Below are 18,899 nucleotides of genomic sequence, written 5' to 3' on the forward strand. Positions count from 1 at the left end.
ATAATCGTCTCATGTAGCAACAAATCCGCTCGGTCTTGGCGCCGCTCCATCCGATTAGTTTCAGATAGAAACAAAAACGCCGCCCATGCTCCCGAAGGAGCCGAGCGACGCCAATAGCCATGTTTTTCTTATCGATACTGCTTCAGAAAATCGACCGCCAGCTTAATATCCCGCTCCGGGCTCGCGCCGACCTCGCGCTCGATCGTCAGGAAGCCTTCATAGCCGATATCCTTCAACGCTTGAAGGTATGCGGGCCAATCCACGCCGCCCTCGCCAAGCGGCAGCTCGCGGTAGTATTCGCCCGACTCGCCTTGCTCCGCCAGCTTCTCGTGCGACATCGCTTCGTAGCCGAGCGCGCCGTAGATGTTGCGGGGGTCCGTCTCCTGCAGTCGGATGCCGTCCTTGGCGTGCGTGTGCACGATGTAGTCGCGCAAGTTGTAGACGCCCTGCACCGGATCGTCGCCCGTCACCATGACCATGTTGGCCGGGTCGAAGTTGACCGACACGCCCTTCGTGCTCATCTTGTCGAGGAACCCCTTCAGACGCGCCGAAGTCTCGGGACCGGTCTCGATCGCGAAAAAGGCGCCCCGCTCGCTGGCGTAGCGGCCAAGCTCCTCGACCGCATCGTGCATCGCGGCGTAGACGCCGCTCGTCTCGTCCTCGGGCACGATCCCGATATGCGTCGTCACTACGTTCGTGCCGAGGTCCAGCGCCAGGTCGAGAATCCGCTTGGATTTCTCGATCTTCCAGCCGTTTTCCCGCCGGTCCTGGAAGCCGTGTCCCGCGAGATCTCCGACCAGCGCGGAGATGCGCAGGCCGAGCGAGTCTACGTACGCGCGCAGCTCCGCTCTCGCGGCCGCATCCAGCTTGTCCGGATCCATCTCGCCTTCCACCGCGTAGATCTGCACGCCCTCGGCGCCGATCTCCTTCGCCTTCAGCAGCCCGGCGCGCACGCCGACCCGGAAGCTGTCGACGATGACGCCGATCGGATTCGCGATTTGCACCATGCGTATGTGTCCCCTTCCTCGTTCAAGTTGCCTCGATGTTTTAATCTATCCATTGCCGACCTATACTTCCGACCAAATGCGCCGCGCGTTGGCCAGGCCGATGCGCGAGCCCTGCTTGCACTCTTCCATGCCCTCGAATTCCAGCGACAGATAGCCGTCGTAGCCGGACGCCTTCAATTCGCGCAGCACCGAGCGCACGTCGATGTCGCCCTGGCCGAAGATCGAGCCGCGCAGATAGTTGCCGGCCGCCGTCTTGAACCAGCCTTCGCCCGGATCCTGGTCGCCGCGGCGCAGGTAAAAGTCCTTCAAATGCACGATAGAAGCTTCGCCGATCGACCGCATCACGGCCGCCGCCGGATCCTCGTCCAGGCACATGAAGTTGCCGACGTCGAGCGTGAGACGGAAGTTCGGATGGTTCGTCTCCGCCAGCAGGCCCAGCACTCGCTCGCTCGACTGCATGTAGTAGCCGTGATTTTCTACGCTGGTCACGACGCCGACCGACGCGGCATATTCCGCGACGCGGCGGCAAGCATCCGCGAGCCGCGGCAGCTCGCGCCAGAACTGGCCCACCGACGCGCCTTGGCGGGAAGCGACGTCATGCCGCATCTTCCTCGCGCCGAGCGCGCGCGCGATATCGACCTCGCCCTTGACGCGTTCGATCTCCGCTTCGTACGCTTCGTCGTCGTCGACCGCGAAGTTCGCGCCCACCGCGTAGTTCGAGATCTCGAGCCCCGCGGCTGCCGCACGGCCGACGATCTCGTCGATCAGTCCGGGCGTCCGGATGTCGAAGCCGATCGGCACGATCTCGACGTGCTCGCAGCCCTGCTCCGCCATCCAGTCGATCGCGCCCGTCACCGTCAACTCGCCCGATTCGATCGCGCGGTACAAACTATACGTGCTAAGTCCAAGCTTCATTTCGTTCGCTCCTTCATACGCATGTTGCCGTCCGCAATCGCGCGAATCAAAGCTCGATCTCTTTGCCCTGCTCAGCCGATTCGTAGATCGCGCGCAGTATCCGCATCATCGTCAGGCCGTCCTCGACAGGGCTCAGCGGCTCCGTGCCCGTGGTCGCCGAAGCGACGAAGCTGTCGATTTCCGACTGAAACGCTTGCTGGAAATTAAACTTCAGGCTGTCGACCTGCGGCGTCACGTTCAGGATCGTGTCATGCCGCTCCGAGACGATCGTCAGCTCCGGATCGATCTCGAACCCGCCCTTGGTGCCGTACAACCGGACCGCGGACTCGTCGCTCTTGGCGTGCAGCGCGTAGCTGACTTCGACGAGCAGGGACGCGCCGTTCTCGAACCGGATGAGCGCGTTCGCCAGATCCTCGACCGTATTGCGCGAAGCGTCGTAGTCGGCCGCACGGTAGAAGGACAGCCCCTTGACGTTCGAACGGTTGCCGAGCTTGTTGTATACGTTGCCGCTGACCGACTTCACCTTCGGACGGCCCATCAGATACCAGGACAGATCGATGACGTGGACGCCGATATCGATCAGCGGGCCGCCGCCGGAGCGGTCCTTGTCCGCGAACCAGCCGCCCGGATTGCCGAGACGCCGGATGAGCGAAGCCTTCGCGTAATAAAGCTCGCCGAACTCGCCCTGCTCCGTGAAGCGCTTGGCCAGTTGGGCGTTCGCGTCGTAGCGGCGGACGAAGCCTACCTGCAAAATGCGGTCGGTGGACCGGACCGCTTCGCGCACGGCTTCGGCTTCTTCAACCGTCATGCTGAGCGGCTTTTCCACGAGCACGTGCTTGCCCGCCTTGACCGCGGCGATCGCGATCTCCGCATGCGTATGGTTCCACGTGCAGATGCTGACCGCTTCCACTTCCGGATTCGCCAGCAGGTCATGATAATTCGTGTAGACGCTCGCAGCGCCGTATTTTGCCGCCGCCTTTTCCGCGCGCTCCCGGTTCAGGTCGCAGACCGCGACGATCGTCGCGTCCTTGTTGGCCGCGTACGCGTTCAGATGCGATTCGGAGATCGAGCCCGTGCCGATAACGCCGATACCCAGCTTTTTCACAGGTATTGCCTCCCTCTACTCATTTGTCTACCTGTACTATAAAATGAATAGAGCGAGCCAGCCATGAATAGCTATGCTGGCGATTTGTAATATTGTGCGATACGGAGGTGCCCCCGCATGGATCGCAATCCCGATCTGCTGGAGCCGATGGATATGCCCGATCCCCAATTCCCGCTCAAAATTCATATTTGCCGGTTCGAGCGAATGGGCACGCCCGCTTTTAATCCGCATTGGCACGAGCACATGGAATTTCTATATATCATCGAAGGTTCGGCGCGCATTACTTGCAACGCCAACAGCTACGACGTCGGTCCGGGAGACCTGATCGTCGTGAACTGCGCCGATCTGCATCAAGGCGTGTGCATGTCGGACCGTTTGTCTTATTATGCGGTCATCTTCGACCCCGATCTGCTGCACAGCCACCGGCTGGACTCGGCCGAGACGAAATTCATCACGCCGATCGTCCGTTCCCGCATCCGCTTCGCGAACCGGGTGACCGGCGACGCCGCCATCAAAGAGAGTCTCGACGAGCTGATCAACGAGTATCAAAAAAAAGGATATCGCCTACGAGCTCTCGGTGAAGTCCTGCCTATACCGGCTGCTCGCCGTCATGCTTCGCGGACACGTCGCGGAAAGCATGCCCGAAGGCGAGCTCGCCTCCCGCATTCGGCGGCTGACCCGCATCGAGCCCGTTCTGCAGCATATCGAAGCGAACTACGCCAGGCGCCTCGACGTGGAGACGCTGGCCGGCGTCGCAGGCATGAGCCGTTATCACTTCAGCCGCGTCTTCAAGGAGCTCACCAGCCGCTCGGTCACCGACTACGTGAACCTCGTGCGGATCGGCCGCTGCGAGCAGGACCTGCGCTATACGAATAAGACGATCTCGGAGATTGCGCTCGAGCACGGTTTCAGCGATATCTACTATTTCAGCAGACTGTTCAAGAGCTATCGCGGCGTCTCTCCCTCCTCCCTTCGAGGCAGCACCGCGCATGCCTGACCCGCGCCATCCCGCTATAAGCCGGAGACGAACCGTTGCCACACGGCCGTCCCGGCTTTTTTTTGTCGCATCCGCGCCGTTAGACGGAGATTCCGTCGGGTGCCGGCGCCTCGATTAAGCGAGGGTCAGGCCGAGATTTCCCGGACGGGATCGAACACGGCCGGGTCATCCTCTCCGCCTCACGCGTCGCCGTTCGCCCCTGCGCCGGGTACGCCGACGATACCGGCGCCGTCTCCGCGCGCGACGCGCAGCCGGATCATGTGCCAGGACAGCGGGCCGAGCGTGGCCGCAAGCCGACCGCCGTCTACCCTCGCGTCCCCGCGGTTATGAGGGACGACGCGATGCGGATCGCTCGCCGTGTTGGTCGCCTTCGGATCGTCGCTCTCCAGCGTACGATGCTCGATGACCGCCAAGTCGCCGAAGCTGCGAATATCCGCAGCCAGCAGCATCGGCTCCCGCTGATCCTTGTTGACGAGAAACACGGCAAGCTCTCCCGACGCCTCATCGTATACCGCTGCCGCATCCAGATAAGGCACGTCCGTGTAGTCCTTGCTATCGTACTTGGGCGATTGGATTAGCGGGTGCAGCGATATACCGCGTCCGTACAGGGAGGCATGCAGGAACGGATAAAAAATCGTCTGCCGCCATGCGGGACCGCCGGTCTCGGTCATAATCGGCGCGATCACGTTGACCAGCTGGGCCAGGCAGGCAATCTTCACCCGATCCGCATGGCGCAGCAGGGTGATGAGCATGCTCCCTACCAATAATGCGTCCTCGTGCGTGTAGACGTCCTCGAGCAGCGGCGGCGCCGTCTGCCAAGGGCGCTGCTTCGCGTCGGCGCCGTTCGAATGAAACCAGACGTTCCATTCGTCGAACGACAGCCGCATCGTTTTTTTGCTGCGTTTCTTGGCTTTGATATAATCGCAAATCGCAGTCACCTCGCGGATGAAGGCGTCCATGTCGAGCGAAGCGGCCAAGTAGTTGCCCGTATCGCCGTCCAGATTGCCGTAGTACGTATGGAGCGACAAGTAGTCTACCTCCTCGTACGTATGGTCGAGCACCGTCGCCTCCCAATCGGCGTACGTCGGCATCTTGCGGGCGGAACTGCCGCAGACGACCAGCTCGATCGAATCGTCCACCCACTTCATCGCCTTCGCCGTCTCGGTCGCCAGCCTGCCGTACTCCGTCGCCGTTTTGCGCCCGATCTGCCAGGGACCGTCCATCTCGTTGCCCAGGCACCATGTCTTGAAGCCATGCGGCTCGGCATAGCCATGGGAGATACGCAGGTCGCTCCAGTACGTGCCGGAGGGGGTGATTGCAATACTCCACCAGATTGCGCGCCGCGTCGATGCCTCTCGTCCCCAGATTGACGGCCATGTTCACTTCTGCGCCGACCGACTTCGCCCAGGCGGCGAATTCGTTCGTGCCGACGGCGTTCGGCTCCACCGTCCGCCAGGCCAGATCGAGCCTGCGAGGCCGCTCCGCGGCGGGGCCTACCCCGTCCTCCCAATTGTAGCCGGACAAGAAGTTGCCCCCGGGATACCGGAGGAGCGGGATGCGCAGCTCCCGGACGAGCGCCGTCACGTCGCGGCGGAAGCCGCTCTCGTCGGCTTCGGGATGACCCGGCTCGTAGATGCCTCCGTATACGGCGCGGCCCAGGTGCTCGACGAAGGAGCCGAACAGCCTGTCGTCCACCTCTCCTGTGGTATAATCCTTATCGAGTATAAGCTTGCTCTGCTTGGCTTCCAATGCGCTCTCTCCCTCATCTTCAACTCATGGATCGATTTTATTTTAAATAAATTTAAAATGTTTTATCTGTTTATCATATTTTCCGTTATTTTTCCTGTCAATAGAATTAAATACGCTTTCCGAAAAGGAATTATAAATATAACTAAAATAAAAAAGGATATCCTTTATCGCTCGCCAGTCGAATTTAATTGTCAAACGGCCGTTGGCGACAGCTTTCGCCGTTTTATTTTAGAATCATTATTTTAAATATGTAATTCGGCCATTCGGATCACTTATAATAAAAAAAAGCCAAGCGCGTCTTCACCGGACGACTATCCGCAAACAGAGGAGAACGCCGCTCATGATCCATATCAAGGAACTCAAATCGGGCATAAACATATTCAAGGCGCTCAGCTCCGAGATCCGCATCCAGATCCTCGACCTGCTGGTCAAGCACCACAACCTGAATCTGAACGATCTGGCGCAGAAGCTCAACTTGACCAACGGGGCCATCACGATGCACATCAAGAAGCTGGAGGAGAGCGGGCTTATCCACATCGTCACGAACGTGGGCAAGCACGGGCTGCAAAAGATGTGCCATCTGAACGAAGACAAGCTGCTGGTGGAGCTGCGTGGCAAAGAAGAGGACAACTTCTACGAGACGGAGCTGCGGGTCGGCCACTACAGCAATTATGCCGCCGTTCCCACCTGCGGGCTGGCAACCAAAGACAGCCTGATCGGCACATTCGACGACCCGCGCTACTTCGCCGATCCGAGCCGCGTGGACGCGGGCATCGTATGGCTCACCGAGGGATTCCTCGAATACCGGGTGCCCAACTATCTGAAGCCGACCCAGACCTTCAAGGAGCTTCAATTCATGATGGAGATCGGCTCCGAAGCGCCGGGCACCTCGGAAAATTGGCCTTCGGATATTACCTTCTCCCTGAACGGCATGAAGCTTGGCACCTGGACTTGTCCGGGCGACTTCGGCGACGTGCGCGGCACCTACAATCCCGATTGGTGGCCGCAGAACTGCAATCAATACGGCCTGCTCAAGATCGTCCGCATCAACGACGAGGGCAGCTTCATCGACGGTTACCGGATCGGCCAACTGACGCTGCCGGAGCTGGAGCTCGACTACAAGAGCGATCTGACGTTCAGGATCGAGGTCGAGCCCGAATCGGCGAACAAAAAAAGGGCTGACCGTGTTCGGCCGCAACTTCGGCAACTACGACCACGACATTCTGATCCGCGTCCTGTACTTGGAAGAATAGCGGCATCCTCGTTCGACCCTGCCCTCCTCGCGCTGTCCGAAGCCTGAATCGGGCCGATCGAGGAGGTCTTTTTTTCGTCGACGTTGCTTCAATCCGCCAGCCTCGGCGTTTCTGGATCGCCTTCGTCCCCTCCGGGTACGCCAAGCCCGTAATTATTCGGGCACCGGCTCCGCCCGCCGGTCAAGCGCAGGCACCGGCTCCGTTCGGCCCTTCCCTTCCAAGCCAGCCCCTCGTCTCGCGCCTTTAATTTATAAAAATCAAAAATATTTTAAAATACTTTTAACCGCCATTTTAGAAAAACGATCAAGTAAAACAAGGAAAATAGCCAAAATTTAGTTTTTGTAACGCTTACAATACGGGATTGACAATTCTTTTAACTGGAAATATGATGATATCGAAAAACGATTTTAAATTTATTTAAAACAATAAAGGGAAGGACGGTGGTCCAAGGAAAGCTTGGCGCATTCTCGGGAGCGGAGTCGAGAGAGATGATCCTGTGCACGAGCCTCATCCTTAAGGAGGAATAAAATGATGATCGAGTCCGGTTCGAAGCCACGCAAAAAAGGCGCTCTACTACTCGGCGATCTTCGCGGCGGCGGCTGCGGTGTGGCTGGCTTCCCCTAAAGACGCTTCGGCCTACACGCTTAGCAACAGCAGCTTCAACGTTACGACCGGCACGAACGGCGAGATTAGCAGTCTGACGATTGCCGGGGATTCTTTCGCCACGAACTATGTAATGAACGGCACCAACGCCCCCAACCAGAATACGTCCGATCATCAATGGCTGGGCGAGCTGATGTTCACCTATCGTCTCGGCAGCGGCGCCTGGACCAAGGCCTGGACGAGCAAATCGGCGGACGCGCGGACGCAGAGCCAATCCGGCAGCACGGTCAACGTTTCCTACCAGAACTCCGCCAATGCCGAAGGCATCCGCAACTTCAAGGTGGACCAATCTTACTCCCTTGCGAGCGATTATCTGCGCTGGCAGATCACGGTCACGAACACCAGCGCGCAGACGCTGGAGATCGGCGACTTCGGACTGCCGCTCCCGTTCAACGAATTCTGGTCTGGCGGCAACAACGAAGAGATCTATGAGACCCGCGTCGTCACGCATTCGTTCGTCGGCAACAACAACTCCTATATTACCGCTCAGCGTCCAAGCGGCATCGGACCGTCGCTCCTGATGGTCCCCGACGCGACGACCGGCGCCGGATTCGAGTACATGGACAACTGGCGGACCGAGGAGCACCCGGGCAGCACCTGGGCGGCGGATCAGGGCGGATGGCCCGAGGGCTTGACCGTCTTCTACATCCACTCCAACGTCATTAAGAACACGAACCGCGGCTACCTGACCAATACGAGCCTGACGCTCGCGCCGGGCGCCAGCAAGACGTACGCCTTTAAGTTTTTCAAGACGAACGGCGAGCAGGGCGTCAAGGACCGGCTGTACAGCGAAGGGCTCATCGACGTCAACGTCGTGCCCGGCATGATCGTGCCTACCAATCAGACGGCGAAGTTCGATCTCCATACGTCCAAGACGATCGTATCGGTGACGTCGGACGCGCCGTCGCAAACGACGATCGCTTCGCTCGGCACCTCCGGCACCGACCATAAGCTCTACTCGCTCACGATGAGCAAGCTCGGACCGAACAACGTCACCGTGACCTACGGCAGCGGCGAGAAGACGGTCCTGCAGTTCTACGCGATCGAACCGATCGACCTTGCCTTGCAGCGCCACGCGACCTTCATGGTGAATAATCAGCAATGGAACGCCCCCGGCACGATCAAGGACAAAGTGTACGACGACTGGATGATGCAGACCAAAGCCAAGCGCAACAACTTTGCGGGCTACTGGGGCTGGGGCGACGATTGGGGCCTGACCCACGGCGAATTCCTCGCCGAGAAAAACGTGCAGACGCCGGTCGCCTCGGAGGTCACGTCTCTCGATCAATATTTGGAGACGGCGATCTGGACCAATCTGATGAACGGCCACCACACCGACTACCTCGTCCCCGACTTCCTGATGGCCTCGCCCAACACGACGCCGACTTACCGCGGTTACGCGTACCCTCACATTTACAACACCTACTTCAGCATGTATAAGATTGCCAAGCTGTATCCCGGACTGATCGCTTATGCGCAGCCTCGGACGACCTACCTGCTCCGCGCCTACAATGTGATGAAGGCGTTGTACGACGGTCCGGTCGCCTACAACTGGAACACCGGCCTGATGGGCGAACTGACGACGCCCGAGATCATCAAGGCGCTGCAGGACGAAGGCTATACGACGCAGGCGAACGACATCATCGCCAAGATGGCGACCAAGTACAACAACTTCAGCGGCTCCGCCTACCCGTACGGCTCCGAGTACAACTACGACAATACGGGAGAAGAAGCCGTCTACACCCTGGCCAAGATGAACAACAACAGTACGATCAAGAGCAAGATCAATACGAAGACGCGGGCTACGCGCGGCCAGATGCCGCTCTGGTACTTCTACTCGGTGCCGGTCACGATCACCGGCGAGCCTTGGTGGAACTTCCAGTACACCGTCTCGCTGGCGGGCTACGCGATGGATGACTGGGTGCGCACCGGCTCGACGAGCCCCGAGGTCGACGAGCGGCTAACCTACGCCGCCAAGATCGCCAACGTCAGCGCGATCAACTCCGGCCAGATCAGCTCCGATCCCGCCAACATCGGCGCCGTATCGTGGACGTATCAGATGACCAAGGGGGAACTATGGCGCCCTGGGCCTGGATGGCGGCCCGCTGTTCAACGGCTGGCGCGGCATGTCCGGCGAAGCCGATCTCGGTCTGTTCGGCGCGATCAAGATTCTGAGCGCGGACATCGCCGTCGATCCGATCTTCGGCCTGTACGGCTACGGCGCCGACGTCGCGCTCACGGGCGGCAACTACGTCATCACGCCGAAGGACGGCGTCGGACAACGTCTGAACCTGATCACCGAAAAGCTCGGCATGGTGCTCGAACGCGACAAGTATACCGCCGCTACTGTGGCGCAGGCGAAAAACTACGTCAACTTCACGCTGCAAAACGTGACGAGCGGCACGGCGCACACGACCAAAGTCGCCTTCACGGGATTGGCCGCAGGCTCGTACAACGTCCTCGTGAACAATGCGGTCGTCGGCAACGTCACGGCCGTAAACGGACAGACGACCAACGTCTCGCTCAGCATAGGCACCGCTGCGACCTATGACATCAAGCTGCAGCCCGGCACGCCGCCCGTTCAGCCCGAGATCATCGCCTCCTACAACATGAACCAGACATCTGGCACGACGGCGACCGACGGCTCGGGCAACGGCAACCATGCCACGCTGTCCGGCGGCACCTCGTGGGTAGCCGGCAAAGCCGGCAACGGCCTCGCGCTTAACGGCACGAACGCCTATGCCAGCCTGCCTGCCGGCATCGTAAGCTCGCTTAACGACTTCACGATCTCGACTTGGGTCAAGGTAACCGCCAACAGCGACTGGGCCCGCATCTTCGACTTCGGGACAGGGACGAACAACTATATGTTCCTTGCGCCGCAGTCGGGCGGCACGGGCGGACTGCGATTCGCGATCACGACCTCGGGCAACGGCAGCGAGCAGTTGATGACAGCCTCGACGCCGCTCGCGACCGGCACCTGGAAGCATGTCGCCGTCACGCTGTCCGGCACGACGGCCCGGCTTTACGTGGACGGCGTTCAGGCGGCGACGAATACGTCCATGACGCTGAAGCCTTCGAGCCTTGACAGCACGAACCTGAACTACATCGGCAAGTCCCAATACGCCGATCCCTATTTGAACGGCGCGATCGACGACTTCCGCATCTACTCGCGGGCACTGTCGGGGCCGGAGATTTCCGCCTTGTTTTCCGGCGGCGCGTCCCTGGTCGCCCAACCTGCGAACGCCCTTGAGTCCGGCACGGAAGCCGGCGGCGCCGATAGCCTGAACGACGAAGCGACGGAGCCTTCAAACGCGGAATCTTAAGCAGATCATTTTTGCACGCTTCCTTCGGAAGGAAGCCGCCCCGCCAGTCATGAAAATGACTGTGGGGCGGCTTTTTCGCTTTTCCGGCTGTTGAATTGCCAATTCTGAGCAGCGAGAAGCATGTCATGCGTATGAGAATAGCGCATTTTTGCGCTATTCTGGCGTAGCCCGTTAGCGGCGGGCGAGTCGGCGGCGGCTGCGCCAGAATAGCGCATTTTTGCGCTATTCTGGCGCAGCCCGTTAGCGGCGGGCGAGTCGGCGGCGGATGCGCGAGCGAGAATAGCGCATTTTTGCGCTACTCTGGCGTAGCTCGTTAGCGGCGGGCGAGTCGGCGGCGGATGCGCGAGCGAGAATAGCGCATTTTTGCGCTATTTTGGCGCAGCCCGTTAGCGGCGGGCGAGTCGGCGGCGGCTGGGGTACGCCTCCAGCAATCCCGGCCCGTTCCCTGAACGCTTCCTTCCCGGGCATGCGTCGGCATATAATAGAAGAAATGCACCGGCGACTTTTGAGCGAAGGAGCGACTCTCCGTGACCTTTCAACCTTTCTCCAGGACCTTGTCCGACGGAACCGCCATGGCGGCCGGCGAATGGACGGCAAGCGACGAAGCGCGAGCGCGAGGCGATGCGCCGTCCGCCGTCGTGCTGCTCGTCCACGGCATGGGCGAGCATATGGGGCGCTACGACCATGTCGCGTCTATGCTGAACGAGGCCGGATACGCGGCGCTCGGCTTCGACCAGCGCGGGCACGGCCGGACGGACGGCAGACGCGGACATACGCCCAGCTACGAGGGGCTGCTCGAAGGCGTGGACCTGCTGTTCGCCGAAGCCGCTCAGCGATATCCGGGCCTCCCCCCTCATTTTGTACGGGCACAGCATGGGCGGCAATGTCGTCCTGAACTACCTGCTGCGGCGCAAACCGAGCGTCGCCGGCGCGGTCGTCGGCAGCCCCTGGCTTAAGCTGGCGTTCGCGCCGCCGCAGGCGCAGGTCGTCATCGGACGGCTGGTCGAACGGTTCTATCCGGGCTACACGAACACGCGCCCGATGAACGTCGACCATCTGACGACCGACCCCGAGATGGCGGAGCGGTATCGCAACGATCCGCTCGGGCACGGCCACATCACGGTTCGCTTCTTTTTCGGCGTGCAGCGCGCGGGGCTGTGGGCGATCCAGCACGCGGGCGAGCTTGGTGCGCCCATCCTGCTCATGCACGGGGACGACGACCGGGTCACCTCGGTCGCGGCCAGCCGGCAGTTCGCGGAGCGGGCCGGCCCGCTCTGCGATTACCGGGAGTGGCCGGGCTACAAGCACGAGCTGCACAACGAGCTTGCGCGCGAGCCGGTGCTGGCGGCGATGCGCGATTGGATCGCGGAGCGGCTGACGGACGAAAAGCGAAAAACAGCCATGAAGCGCTAAGCTTTCGAGACGGGAGGGGTTTTCAGTTGGCCAACACCTTTTTCATATCCGATCATCACTTCGGACACCGCAACATCATCGACTTCGAATCCAGGCCCTTCGCGGATGCCGAAGAAATGACGGAAGTGATGATCGAGCGGTGGAATGCCGTCGTCGGCAAGGACGACGCGGTGTTTCATTTGGGGGGATTTTTCGTTTTTGAACATGGCGCGGACGCGGGACATCGTGGCCCGGCTGCACGGCCGCAAGACGCTGATTCTGGGCAATCACGATCGGGGAAGGTCGCGGAGCTGGTGGCTGGAAGCCGGCTTCGAACAGGTGAGCGAATATCCGATCATTTACAAGGACTTCTTCTTCCTCTCGCACGAGCCGATGTACATGAACAAGCATATGCCGTACGTCAACGTCCACGGGCATATCCACGGCCAGAAGTACGAGGGTAAAAACTACTTCAACGTCTGCGTCGAGCATTGGGACTATACGCCGCTGACGTTCGAGCAGATCCGGGACGCGGTAGTCGCGAGCGAGGAGCAGGACTGAGCAGGACAGGAAAAAGCGATATGCGCACTCATCGCGACGGCTCTATCAGCTTACTTGAACCAGCCCTTCTCCCTGAACCGTTTGATCGCCTCGATCCGGTTGCTGACGTCGAGCTTGTCGAGGATGACCGAGATATAGTTGCGGACGGTGCCGTTCGACAGGAACAGCTCGCTCGCGATTTCCTTCGTGTTTTTGCCGTCTGCCATGAGTCCGATGACTTCCTTTTCCCGCTCCGTGAGCGGGTTTTCTTCGTTGTACGCCTCGTCGACCAGCTCGGCGGCGTAGATCCTGCGGCCGGACATGATCGTCCGAAGCGAATCGGCCAGCTCGTCGCTCGGGCTGTCCTTGAGCAGGTAGCCGTGCACGCCCGCCTTCACCGCTCGCTCGAAGTAGCCCGCCCGGGCGAACGTCGTCAGGATGACGACCTTGCACCCCAAGTCCTTCAGCTCCTCCGCGGCGTCCAATCCGCTCTTGAGCGGCATCTCGATGTCCATGATGCACAGGTCCGGCCGGTGGAGTTTGACGAGCCGCAGCGCGTCGACGCCGTTCTCCGCCTTGCCCACCACCTCCATGTCCGCCTCGAGATCCAGCACGGACGCGAGCGCGCCGAGCAGCAGCCGCTGATCCTCGGCGATAACGATTCGTATCATAGCTGCGCCTCCCCTTTCGCCTGGATCAAGTTGTTCGGCACTTTGATGACGATCTCCGTGCCCTCCCGCGACGCGATCTCCAGCGACCCGTTCACGAATTCCAGCCGTTCCTTCATGCCGCGAAGTCCGTTGCCTCTATAAAAGGTCGTGCCGCTGCCGAGGCCGACGCCGTTGTCCCGCACGCGGATGCGCAGCTCGGCCGCCGTCTGTTCGATCTCGATGGCGCAAACGTTAGCCCCGCTATGCTTCACGACGTTCGTCACGGCTTCCTTCAGGCACATGCTCGCCACGTTCTCGTTCAGCAGCGAGGTGTTACCCAGCTTCGGATCGCCCGTCAACTTAAACTCGATGTCGGCCGCCTTCAGGATTTGCCGCAAGCGGTAGATCTCGTCCTCGACGTGCGTGCCGCGCATCTGCGTCACCAGTTCCCGAAGCTCCTTGAGCACGTTGCGGGCCGTATGCCGGACGTCGTCGATCTCGGCTTCCGCCCGGTCCGGGTTTTTGCGGATCAGCTTGGCGACCAGATCGCTCTTGAGCCCGATGAGGGCGAGCTTCTGCCCGAGCGTGTCGTGCAGGTCACGCGCAATGCGCTGGCGCTCCTCCAGCTTCACGAGCTCGGAGATCCGCTTGTTCGCGTCGTTGAGCTCTCCCTGCAGCAGTTCGCTTTTGTTGCGGTTGTAGGTCGTGACCGGCAGCAGCGTCACCGCGATCAGGCAAACGAACACGAAGGGCGCTTGCTCGATCAACACCGAGTTGGCGTGCATGTAGCCGATATAGACCGACAGCAGCGTCATCGCCAGATGGACCGTGTACAACGTGATGAAGCCGGCCTTTCGCTGCATATTGCCGATAAAAAAGGCGGCAAAAATGGAAAAATAGACGTATCCGAACATCATCGTCATCGCGATCGAAAATAAAATTTGCACGGAAGTCCAAAAATAAACGAGCCAGCCCTTCGAACTGAACGATAGCAAATAACAAACAAAAAACGCGACGATCATGAAAATGCCGATCAGCGCGTGGTACATCGTCGAGGAACGGAACACGAAATAAAAAGGGAGGATGTAAAAGACGACCCATATATACGGGCTGAGACCCGTGCTCCGCTGGAAAATGTGATACCACTTTTGCACGGACTCCGCTCCTCCCTTGTTTCCCGCCGTCCTCTCATTGTAGCCTAAACCGGCCGGATGCAAAAATTATTTGCCTGCGGCCGTCTTCTTCAATACGGCGCCGGAAGCATGCAGGCCGACGGACGGCCGCTTGATCTTGCGATAGCCGACGAACGTCTTGTTCTCCTCGTCCCACAGGCGGAATCGCAGCGATTCCAGGCTCGTCGAGAGCGTAAGTGTGGCGGCGCGCTGAAGCGGCGGCGTGGCCAGATGCGCCTTTTCGAGATTGTAGTTGGGCACCTTGGGATTCAGGTGATGCACGTGATGGAACCCGATGCTGCCCGTGATCCATTGCAGGACGCGGGGAAGCTTGTAATACGAGCTGCCTTCGACGGCCGCTTGCACGTAGCTCCAGTCCGGATCGTTTTCAAAGTAGGAATCCTCGAACTGATGCTGCACGTAGAAGAGCCAGATGCCGAGCAATCCCGAGACGAAGAAGATCGGGCCCTGCACGAGGACGAACGCTTCCCAGCCGATCGCCCAGATCATGCCCGCATAAAGCGAGACGATGAGTACGTTGGTCAGATAGGTGTTCAGGCGTTCCTTGCGCCGCGCGCCTTTCGCATTAAAGCGATATTGCAGCATGAAGACGAAGATCGGGCCGAGACCGAACATGACGAGCGGATTGCGGTAAAAACGGTAGGCCAGACGCTTCCACAACGGAGCGGCCGCGTATTCTTCCACGGTGAGTATCCAGATGTCGCCGTCCCCTCTTTTGTCGAGGTTGCCGCTTGTGGCGTGATGCTTCGCATGGCTGTTTTTCCACTGCCGGTAAGGTACCAGCGTCAGCACGCCCAGCAGCGTGCCCAAGATGTCGTTCGCGCGCTTGCTCTGGAAGAACGAGCCGTGGCAGCAGTCATGGAACAAGATAAAGGTGCGTATGACGAATCCCGATGCGACGACCAGGATCGGAAGGGCGAGCCAATAAGATACGGAGAGACTGGCATAGCCGGCGTACCAAAGCAGAAGCAGCGGTCCCAGCGTGTTGATCAGCTGCCGGATGCTGGACTTCGCGTCCGTTTTTTCGAAAGGAAGCATGCTTTTTTTTAAGCTCGGCGATTTCGCTTGCGTGTTTCATGTGCGCATTCCCCCTCGATGAACGTCCGACGAATAGGCGTGCCGCGACGTTATCTTCATTGTAAACGCCGGGGGAAGGCGCTTTAAGTCACAAGCGTCATGACGCGATGTGACAAATGTCATGTGCTTCGGCGATCGTCAAGCTCTCCGGTAACGCTGGGGCGAGCTGCCCGTGATTTTGCGGAAAAGGGAATGGAAAAACTTCATGTCGGAGTAGCCCACTTCGTTCGCGGTTTCCTGCACCGTCTTGTCCGTCGTCTTCAGCAGCTTGCAGCATTTCTCGATGCGCACGTTCTGCAGGTAGTGATTGAACGTTTGACCGGTCGCTTTCTTGAACTGGTTCTGAAAATGACCGACGCTCACGTACGCCCGGTCGGCGAACGCCTTGAGCGTAATCTTGTCGGAGTAGTGCTTCTCGATGAACAGCAGCGCCTCCTCCACGATATCCGGCGAAAACGAGGCCGCCGGCTGCGGCGCGCGGGTCTGCACGCGGTGAAGCTGAAGCAGCATCTGCAGCAGCGTCGCGGTCACCATCCTCCGGTAGCCGGAGGACCGTTCGGTGTATTCGAGCAGCGCTTGGTTAAACAGCGTCCGGAATTGGTCGCCTTCGTCGCTGCAGCGGTACCAGTTAAGCCTGCCGGCCGGCTCGCCCGTCAGGAAATGTTGCAGCTCCGAATCCTCGGGGATCCAGCTCCGAAGCGTGCCCGACACCGACGGATCGAAGATGCAGTTCATGACGACAAGCGGGCTGGCCGGGTCGGACGAGGACGGGCGGAAGACATGCGCCGTGCCGATCGGAAGGAGGAACAAATCGCCTTTCTGCACGGCCAGGCATTCCCCGTCCACGTAGTGGAACCCTCTGCCCTCCGTCACGAAGGCAAGCTCGATGAAGTCATGGGTATGCATCGCGGTCGCGAACGTCTCCGGCTCGCGATTCAGGAACACTGGAAAATCCGGTTCGAAAAACGAATCGCCTTTAAGCAGAAACGCCATTTTGGTTCAACCTCCTGCCGTCCGAACGGTTGTCGGAACCGAATTGAAATCGCCGCGATCCCGGCTATTCGCTATTGTAAGCGCCGATGACGGGACGGTACATGGAGGATCTCTACTTCCGTTTTTGTATAATGTCTACTTCGCTGACGAAACGGCCGCCAAGCTGTTATGCTAGAATCGGCCCACATTCTGTCCGCGGAGTTGACTCATGGCACGACTCGGAATTCGCAGCAGGCTCTTCCTGACGTACACTCTGCTGGTCACGCTCGTCATCGCGACCTTAAGCGCTTTCTTTTATACCCAAATCTCGAACATCATCTGGGATCGCTCTCTCGAGTCGTCCCGGCAGATGCTGCAGCGCGTAGAAGCTTCGTTGAATCAGACGCTGCGGGACATGGACCGCATCTCCGCGCAGGTGATTTACAACTCCGATTTCCAATACCATTTCGACGAGGCCGATCCTTCCCACGATTCGTACGAGGCGCTTCAGCGGAAAAAAAACTTCGAGAGCATTCTGTCCACGCTGAACGGCCCTTCGTTCATCGCGGAACAGATCAACGTGTTCAATTTCAACGGCAACTTCATCTCCTACGGCCTGCAATTGTATCCGTACGAGAATATCAAGGCGCGCATCCAGCGGACGGACTGGATCCAGCCCGCGATGCAGATGGACGGCGGACGGGTGCTGAATCCGCCCCATCGCGACAGCTGGTTCCGTTCCGGGGAGCTCGTCTTCTCGCTGTCCCGGATGTTCCCCAGCAGCGAGGTGAACTCGCCGCAGTTCGTGGAGGTGCAGCAGCGCTACGACAAACTGCAGGACGTCGTCGGGGACGCGGTGCTGCAGACGCGCAATAGCCTGTACATCGTCGACGACCAGGGGCGGCTCTTCTATCCCTACGCGGAAGACGGAAGCGCCCCCGCCTTCAACCGGGCCATCGTCTCGGCCTCGGCCTCGGACAAGTTCCAATCCGCGACCGAACTGTTGGACGGAGACGAATACGTCGTCAGCCGCCTCCGCTCCTCGGTCTACGGCCTGACCGTCGTTGCCGTCCAGCCTAAGTCGCTGCTGCTCAGCCCGGTCAACCGGCTGCGCAACGTCGCCTTGACGGTGACCGTCGCCGCGGAGATTCTGGCGCTCGCCATTGCTTACTGGGTGGCCTCTTCGATCACCCGGCCGATCCGGACCATCCTGTGGAGCGTCAAGCGATGGGACCTGGACCGGCTCAGCCTGAACAGCGCGACGTTCAGTCCGGGCGGCTATCGCAGAGCCGCGTACGAGATCCGCGAGCTGTACGACGGCTTCTTCTCGCTCAAGTCGCGGCTGAACCAGTCGGTGGACCAGCTGCTCGAGTCCCGCCAGCGGGAGAACCTGGCGCATATGCGCGCGCTCCAGACCCAGCTGCAGCCGCATTTCATTTTCAACACGCTCAGCTCCATCGGCATTCTCGCCGAAAATGCGGGCGCCTCCCTGGCGGCATCGATGAGCTATAAGATGATGCACATGATGGAATATATCAGCCGCACGGAAGCGGAGTCCGTCGAATGGCAAGAGGAGCTGCGGTTTACGGAGATGTACCTGGAGCTGATGCAGCTGCGATATCAAGACGACTTTCGCTTCGAGATCGAGACGGACGGCGATCTGACGCAGCGGCGCGTGCCCAAGTTCTTCCTGCAGCCGATCGTGGAAAACTCGTTCGCGCACGGCTTCAAGCAGGTCTACCCGCCGTGGAGCATCCGGATCGCGGTCGCGCCCGAAGGTCCGGACGCGTGGAGCATTCGCATCGCCGACAACGGCTCGGGCTTCAGCCAGGACGCGATGGACCGCATCCAGCGGTTCCTGTCCGATCTGCGGGAAGGACGCTACCAGAAAATCGAGGAAATCGGCGCCAAGGGCATCGGTGGCATGGGGCTCGAAAATGCCCTTTCCCGCATGTATTTGCATTACGACGGCCGGGTCGCGTTCTCCCTGCGCAATCTGGAGGAGGGCATGGAGCTCGCGATCGTCATCGGCGGCAAGGAGGAATCCGGCGATGTTTAGAGTG

The 18,899-nt window shown here is 59.8% G+C and carries 11 protein-coding genes and 5 pseudogenes; 7 read left to right on the forward strand and 9 right to left on the reverse strand.

The features are described 5' to 3' along the window. Positions 1-128: 128 nt before the first annotated feature. The 3 genes from OMP38_RS08600 to OMP38_RS08610 are packed head-to-tail and all read right to left on the reverse strand — an operon-like array spanning position 129 to position 3,027. The gene (locus OMP38_RS08600; RefSeq protein ID WP_277564709.1) at positions 129-1,007 is read right to left on the reverse strand and encodes a sugar phosphate isomerase/epimerase family protein; all 879 of its coding nucleotides are present in this window, start codon (positions 1,005-1,007) and stop codon (positions 129-131) included. Between the two features lie 60 nt (positions 1,008-1,067). Further along, complete coding sequence (locus OMP38_RS08605) at positions 1,068-1,922, reverse strand: sugar phosphate isomerase/epimerase family protein (RefSeq protein ID WP_277564710.1); 855 nt, start codon at positions 1,920-1,922, stop codon at positions 1,068-1,070. Positions 1,923-1,968: 46 nt separating this feature from the next. Further along, positions 1,969-3,027 (reverse strand): Gfo/Idh/MocA family protein, encoded by a 1,059-nt coding sequence (locus OMP38_RS08610; RefSeq protein ID WP_277564711.1) that lies wholly within the window; start codon positions 3,025-3,027, stop codon positions 1,969-1,971. Between the two features lie 243 nt (positions 3,028-3,270). Between OMP38_RS08610 and OMP38_RS08615 the strand changes: the two are divergent. Both OMP38_RS08615 and OMP38_RS08620 read left to right on the forward strand, forming a co-directional pair. Further along, a pseudogene (locus OMP38_RS08615) lies at positions 3,271-3,540 on the forward strand (AraC family ligand binding domain-containing protein); the annotation flags it as partial. 64 nt (positions 3,541-3,604) lie between these two features. Then, entirely contained in the window at positions 3,605-4,024 is a 420-nt protein-coding gene (locus OMP38_RS08620) for a helix-turn-helix domain-containing protein (protein WP_277564712.1), read from the forward strand. A 179-nt stretch (positions 4,025-4,203) separates the two neighbouring features. Here OMP38_RS08620 and arfA read toward each other — a convergent pair. After that, a pseudogene (arfA, locus tag OMP38_RS08625) lies at positions 4,204-5,773 on the reverse strand (arabinosylfuranosidase ArfA). 340 nt (positions 5,774-6,113) lie between these two features. Here arfA and OMP38_RS08630 point away from each other — a divergent pair. The 3 pseudogenes from OMP38_RS08630 to OMP38_RS08640 all read left to right on the forward strand — a co-directional run bounded on the left by OMP38_RS08630 (position 6,114) and on the right by OMP38_RS08640 (position 12,425). Then, positions 6,114-7,026, forward strand: a pseudogene (locus tag OMP38_RS08630) (ArsR/SmtB family transcription factor). A gap of 610 nt (positions 7,027-7,636) precedes the next feature. Next, positions 7,637-11,012 (forward strand): annotated as a pseudogene (locus tag OMP38_RS08635) (DUF5695 domain-containing protein). Between the two features lie 668 nt (positions 11,013-11,680). Then, positions 11,681-12,425: pseudogene (locus OMP38_RS08640) on the forward strand (lysophospholipase). On the opposite strand, the gene OMP38_RS08645 reads toward OMP38_RS08640, so the two are convergent. Beyond that, positions 12,422-12,631 (reverse strand): hypothetical protein, encoded by a 210-nt coding sequence (locus OMP38_RS08645; protein ID WP_277564713.1) that lies wholly within the window; start codon positions 12,629-12,631, stop codon positions 12,422-12,424. The pseudogene OMP38_RS08640 and the gene OMP38_RS08645 sit on opposite strands and share 4 nt — an antisense overlap. On the opposite strand from OMP38_RS08645, the gene OMP38_RS08650 reads away from it, so the two are divergent. Then, entirely contained in the window at positions 12,624-12,965 is a 342-nt protein-coding gene (locus OMP38_RS08650) for a metallophosphoesterase family protein (protein WP_277564714.1), read from the forward strand. The genes OMP38_RS08645 and OMP38_RS08650 overlap by 8 nt on opposite strands. Before the next feature lie 50 nt (positions 12,966-13,015). On the opposite strand, the gene OMP38_RS08655 is transcribed toward OMP38_RS08650, so the two are convergent. The 4 genes from OMP38_RS08655 to OMP38_RS08670 form a co-directional block, all read right to left on the reverse strand. Beyond that, the gene (locus OMP38_RS08655) at positions 13,016-13,615 is read right to left on the reverse strand and encodes a response regulator transcription factor (RefSeq protein ID WP_277564715.1); all 600 of its coding nucleotides are present in this window, start codon (positions 13,613-13,615) and stop codon (positions 13,016-13,018) included. Then, positions 13,612-14,748: a sensor histidine kinase gene (locus OMP38_RS08660; protein WP_277564716.1), complete on the reverse strand. Its 1,137-nt coding sequence runs from the start codon at positions 14,746-14,748 to the stop codon at positions 13,612-13,614. The genes OMP38_RS08655 and OMP38_RS08660 overlap by 4 nt, the downstream gene beginning before the upstream one ends. Before the next feature lie 66 nt (positions 14,749-14,814). Continuing rightward, positions 14,815-15,825, reverse strand: coding sequence for a Delta(5) desaturase DesA (gene desA / locus OMP38_RS08665; RefSeq protein ID WP_277564717.1), 1,011 nt, complete (start codon positions 15,823-15,825; stop codon positions 14,815-14,817). A gap of 177 nt (positions 15,826-16,002) precedes the next feature. Then, positions 16,003-16,857, reverse strand: coding sequence for an AraC family transcriptional regulator (locus OMP38_RS08670; RefSeq protein WP_277564718.1), 855 nt, complete (start codon positions 16,855-16,857; stop codon positions 16,003-16,005). Between the two features lie 208 nt (positions 16,858-17,065). Between OMP38_RS08670 and OMP38_RS08675 the strand changes: the two genes are divergently transcribed. Then, positions 17,066-18,895, forward strand: a complete 1,830-nt coding sequence (locus OMP38_RS08675; protein WP_277564719.1) for a cache domain-containing sensor histidine kinase — start codon at positions 17,066-17,068, stop codon at positions 18,893-18,895. Positions 18,896-18,899 lie beyond the last annotated feature (4 nt).

The organism is Cohnella ginsengisoli, assembly GCF_029525555.1.
Taxonomy (GTDB): domain Bacteria; phylum Bacillota; class Bacilli; order Paenibacillales; family Paenibacillaceae; genus Cohnella; species Cohnella ginsengisoli.

Bases quoted from the DNA above. Each gene is read 5' to 3' on its own strand.
- desA (WP_277564717.1), bottom strand. From the start codon at position 15,825: ATGCTTCCTTTCGAAAAAACGGACGCGAAGTCCAGCATCCGGCAGCTG.
- OMP38_RS08645 (WP_277564713.1), bottom strand. From the start codon at position 12,631: ATGTTCAAAAACGAAAAATCCCCCCAAATGAAACACCGCGTCGTCCTT.
- OMP38_RS08655 (WP_277564715.1), bottom strand. From the start codon at position 13,615: ATGATACGAATCGTTATCGCCGAGGATCAGCGGCTGCTGCTCGGCGCG.
- OMP38_RS08605 (WP_277564710.1), bottom strand. From the start codon at position 1,922: ATGAAGCTTGGACTTAGCACGTATAGTTTGTACCGCGCGATCGAATCG.
- OMP38_RS08600 (WP_277564709.1), bottom strand. From the start codon at position 1,007: ATGGTGCAAATCGCGAATCCGATCGGCGTCATCGTCGACAGCTTCCGG.
- OMP38_RS08675 (WP_277564719.1), top strand. From the start codon at position 17,066: ATGGCACGACTCGGAATTCGCAGCAGGCTCTTCCTGACGTACACTCTG.
- OMP38_RS08670 (WP_277564718.1), bottom strand. From the start codon at position 16,857: ATGGCGTTTCTGCTTAAAGGCGATTCGTTTTTCGAACCGGATTTTCCA.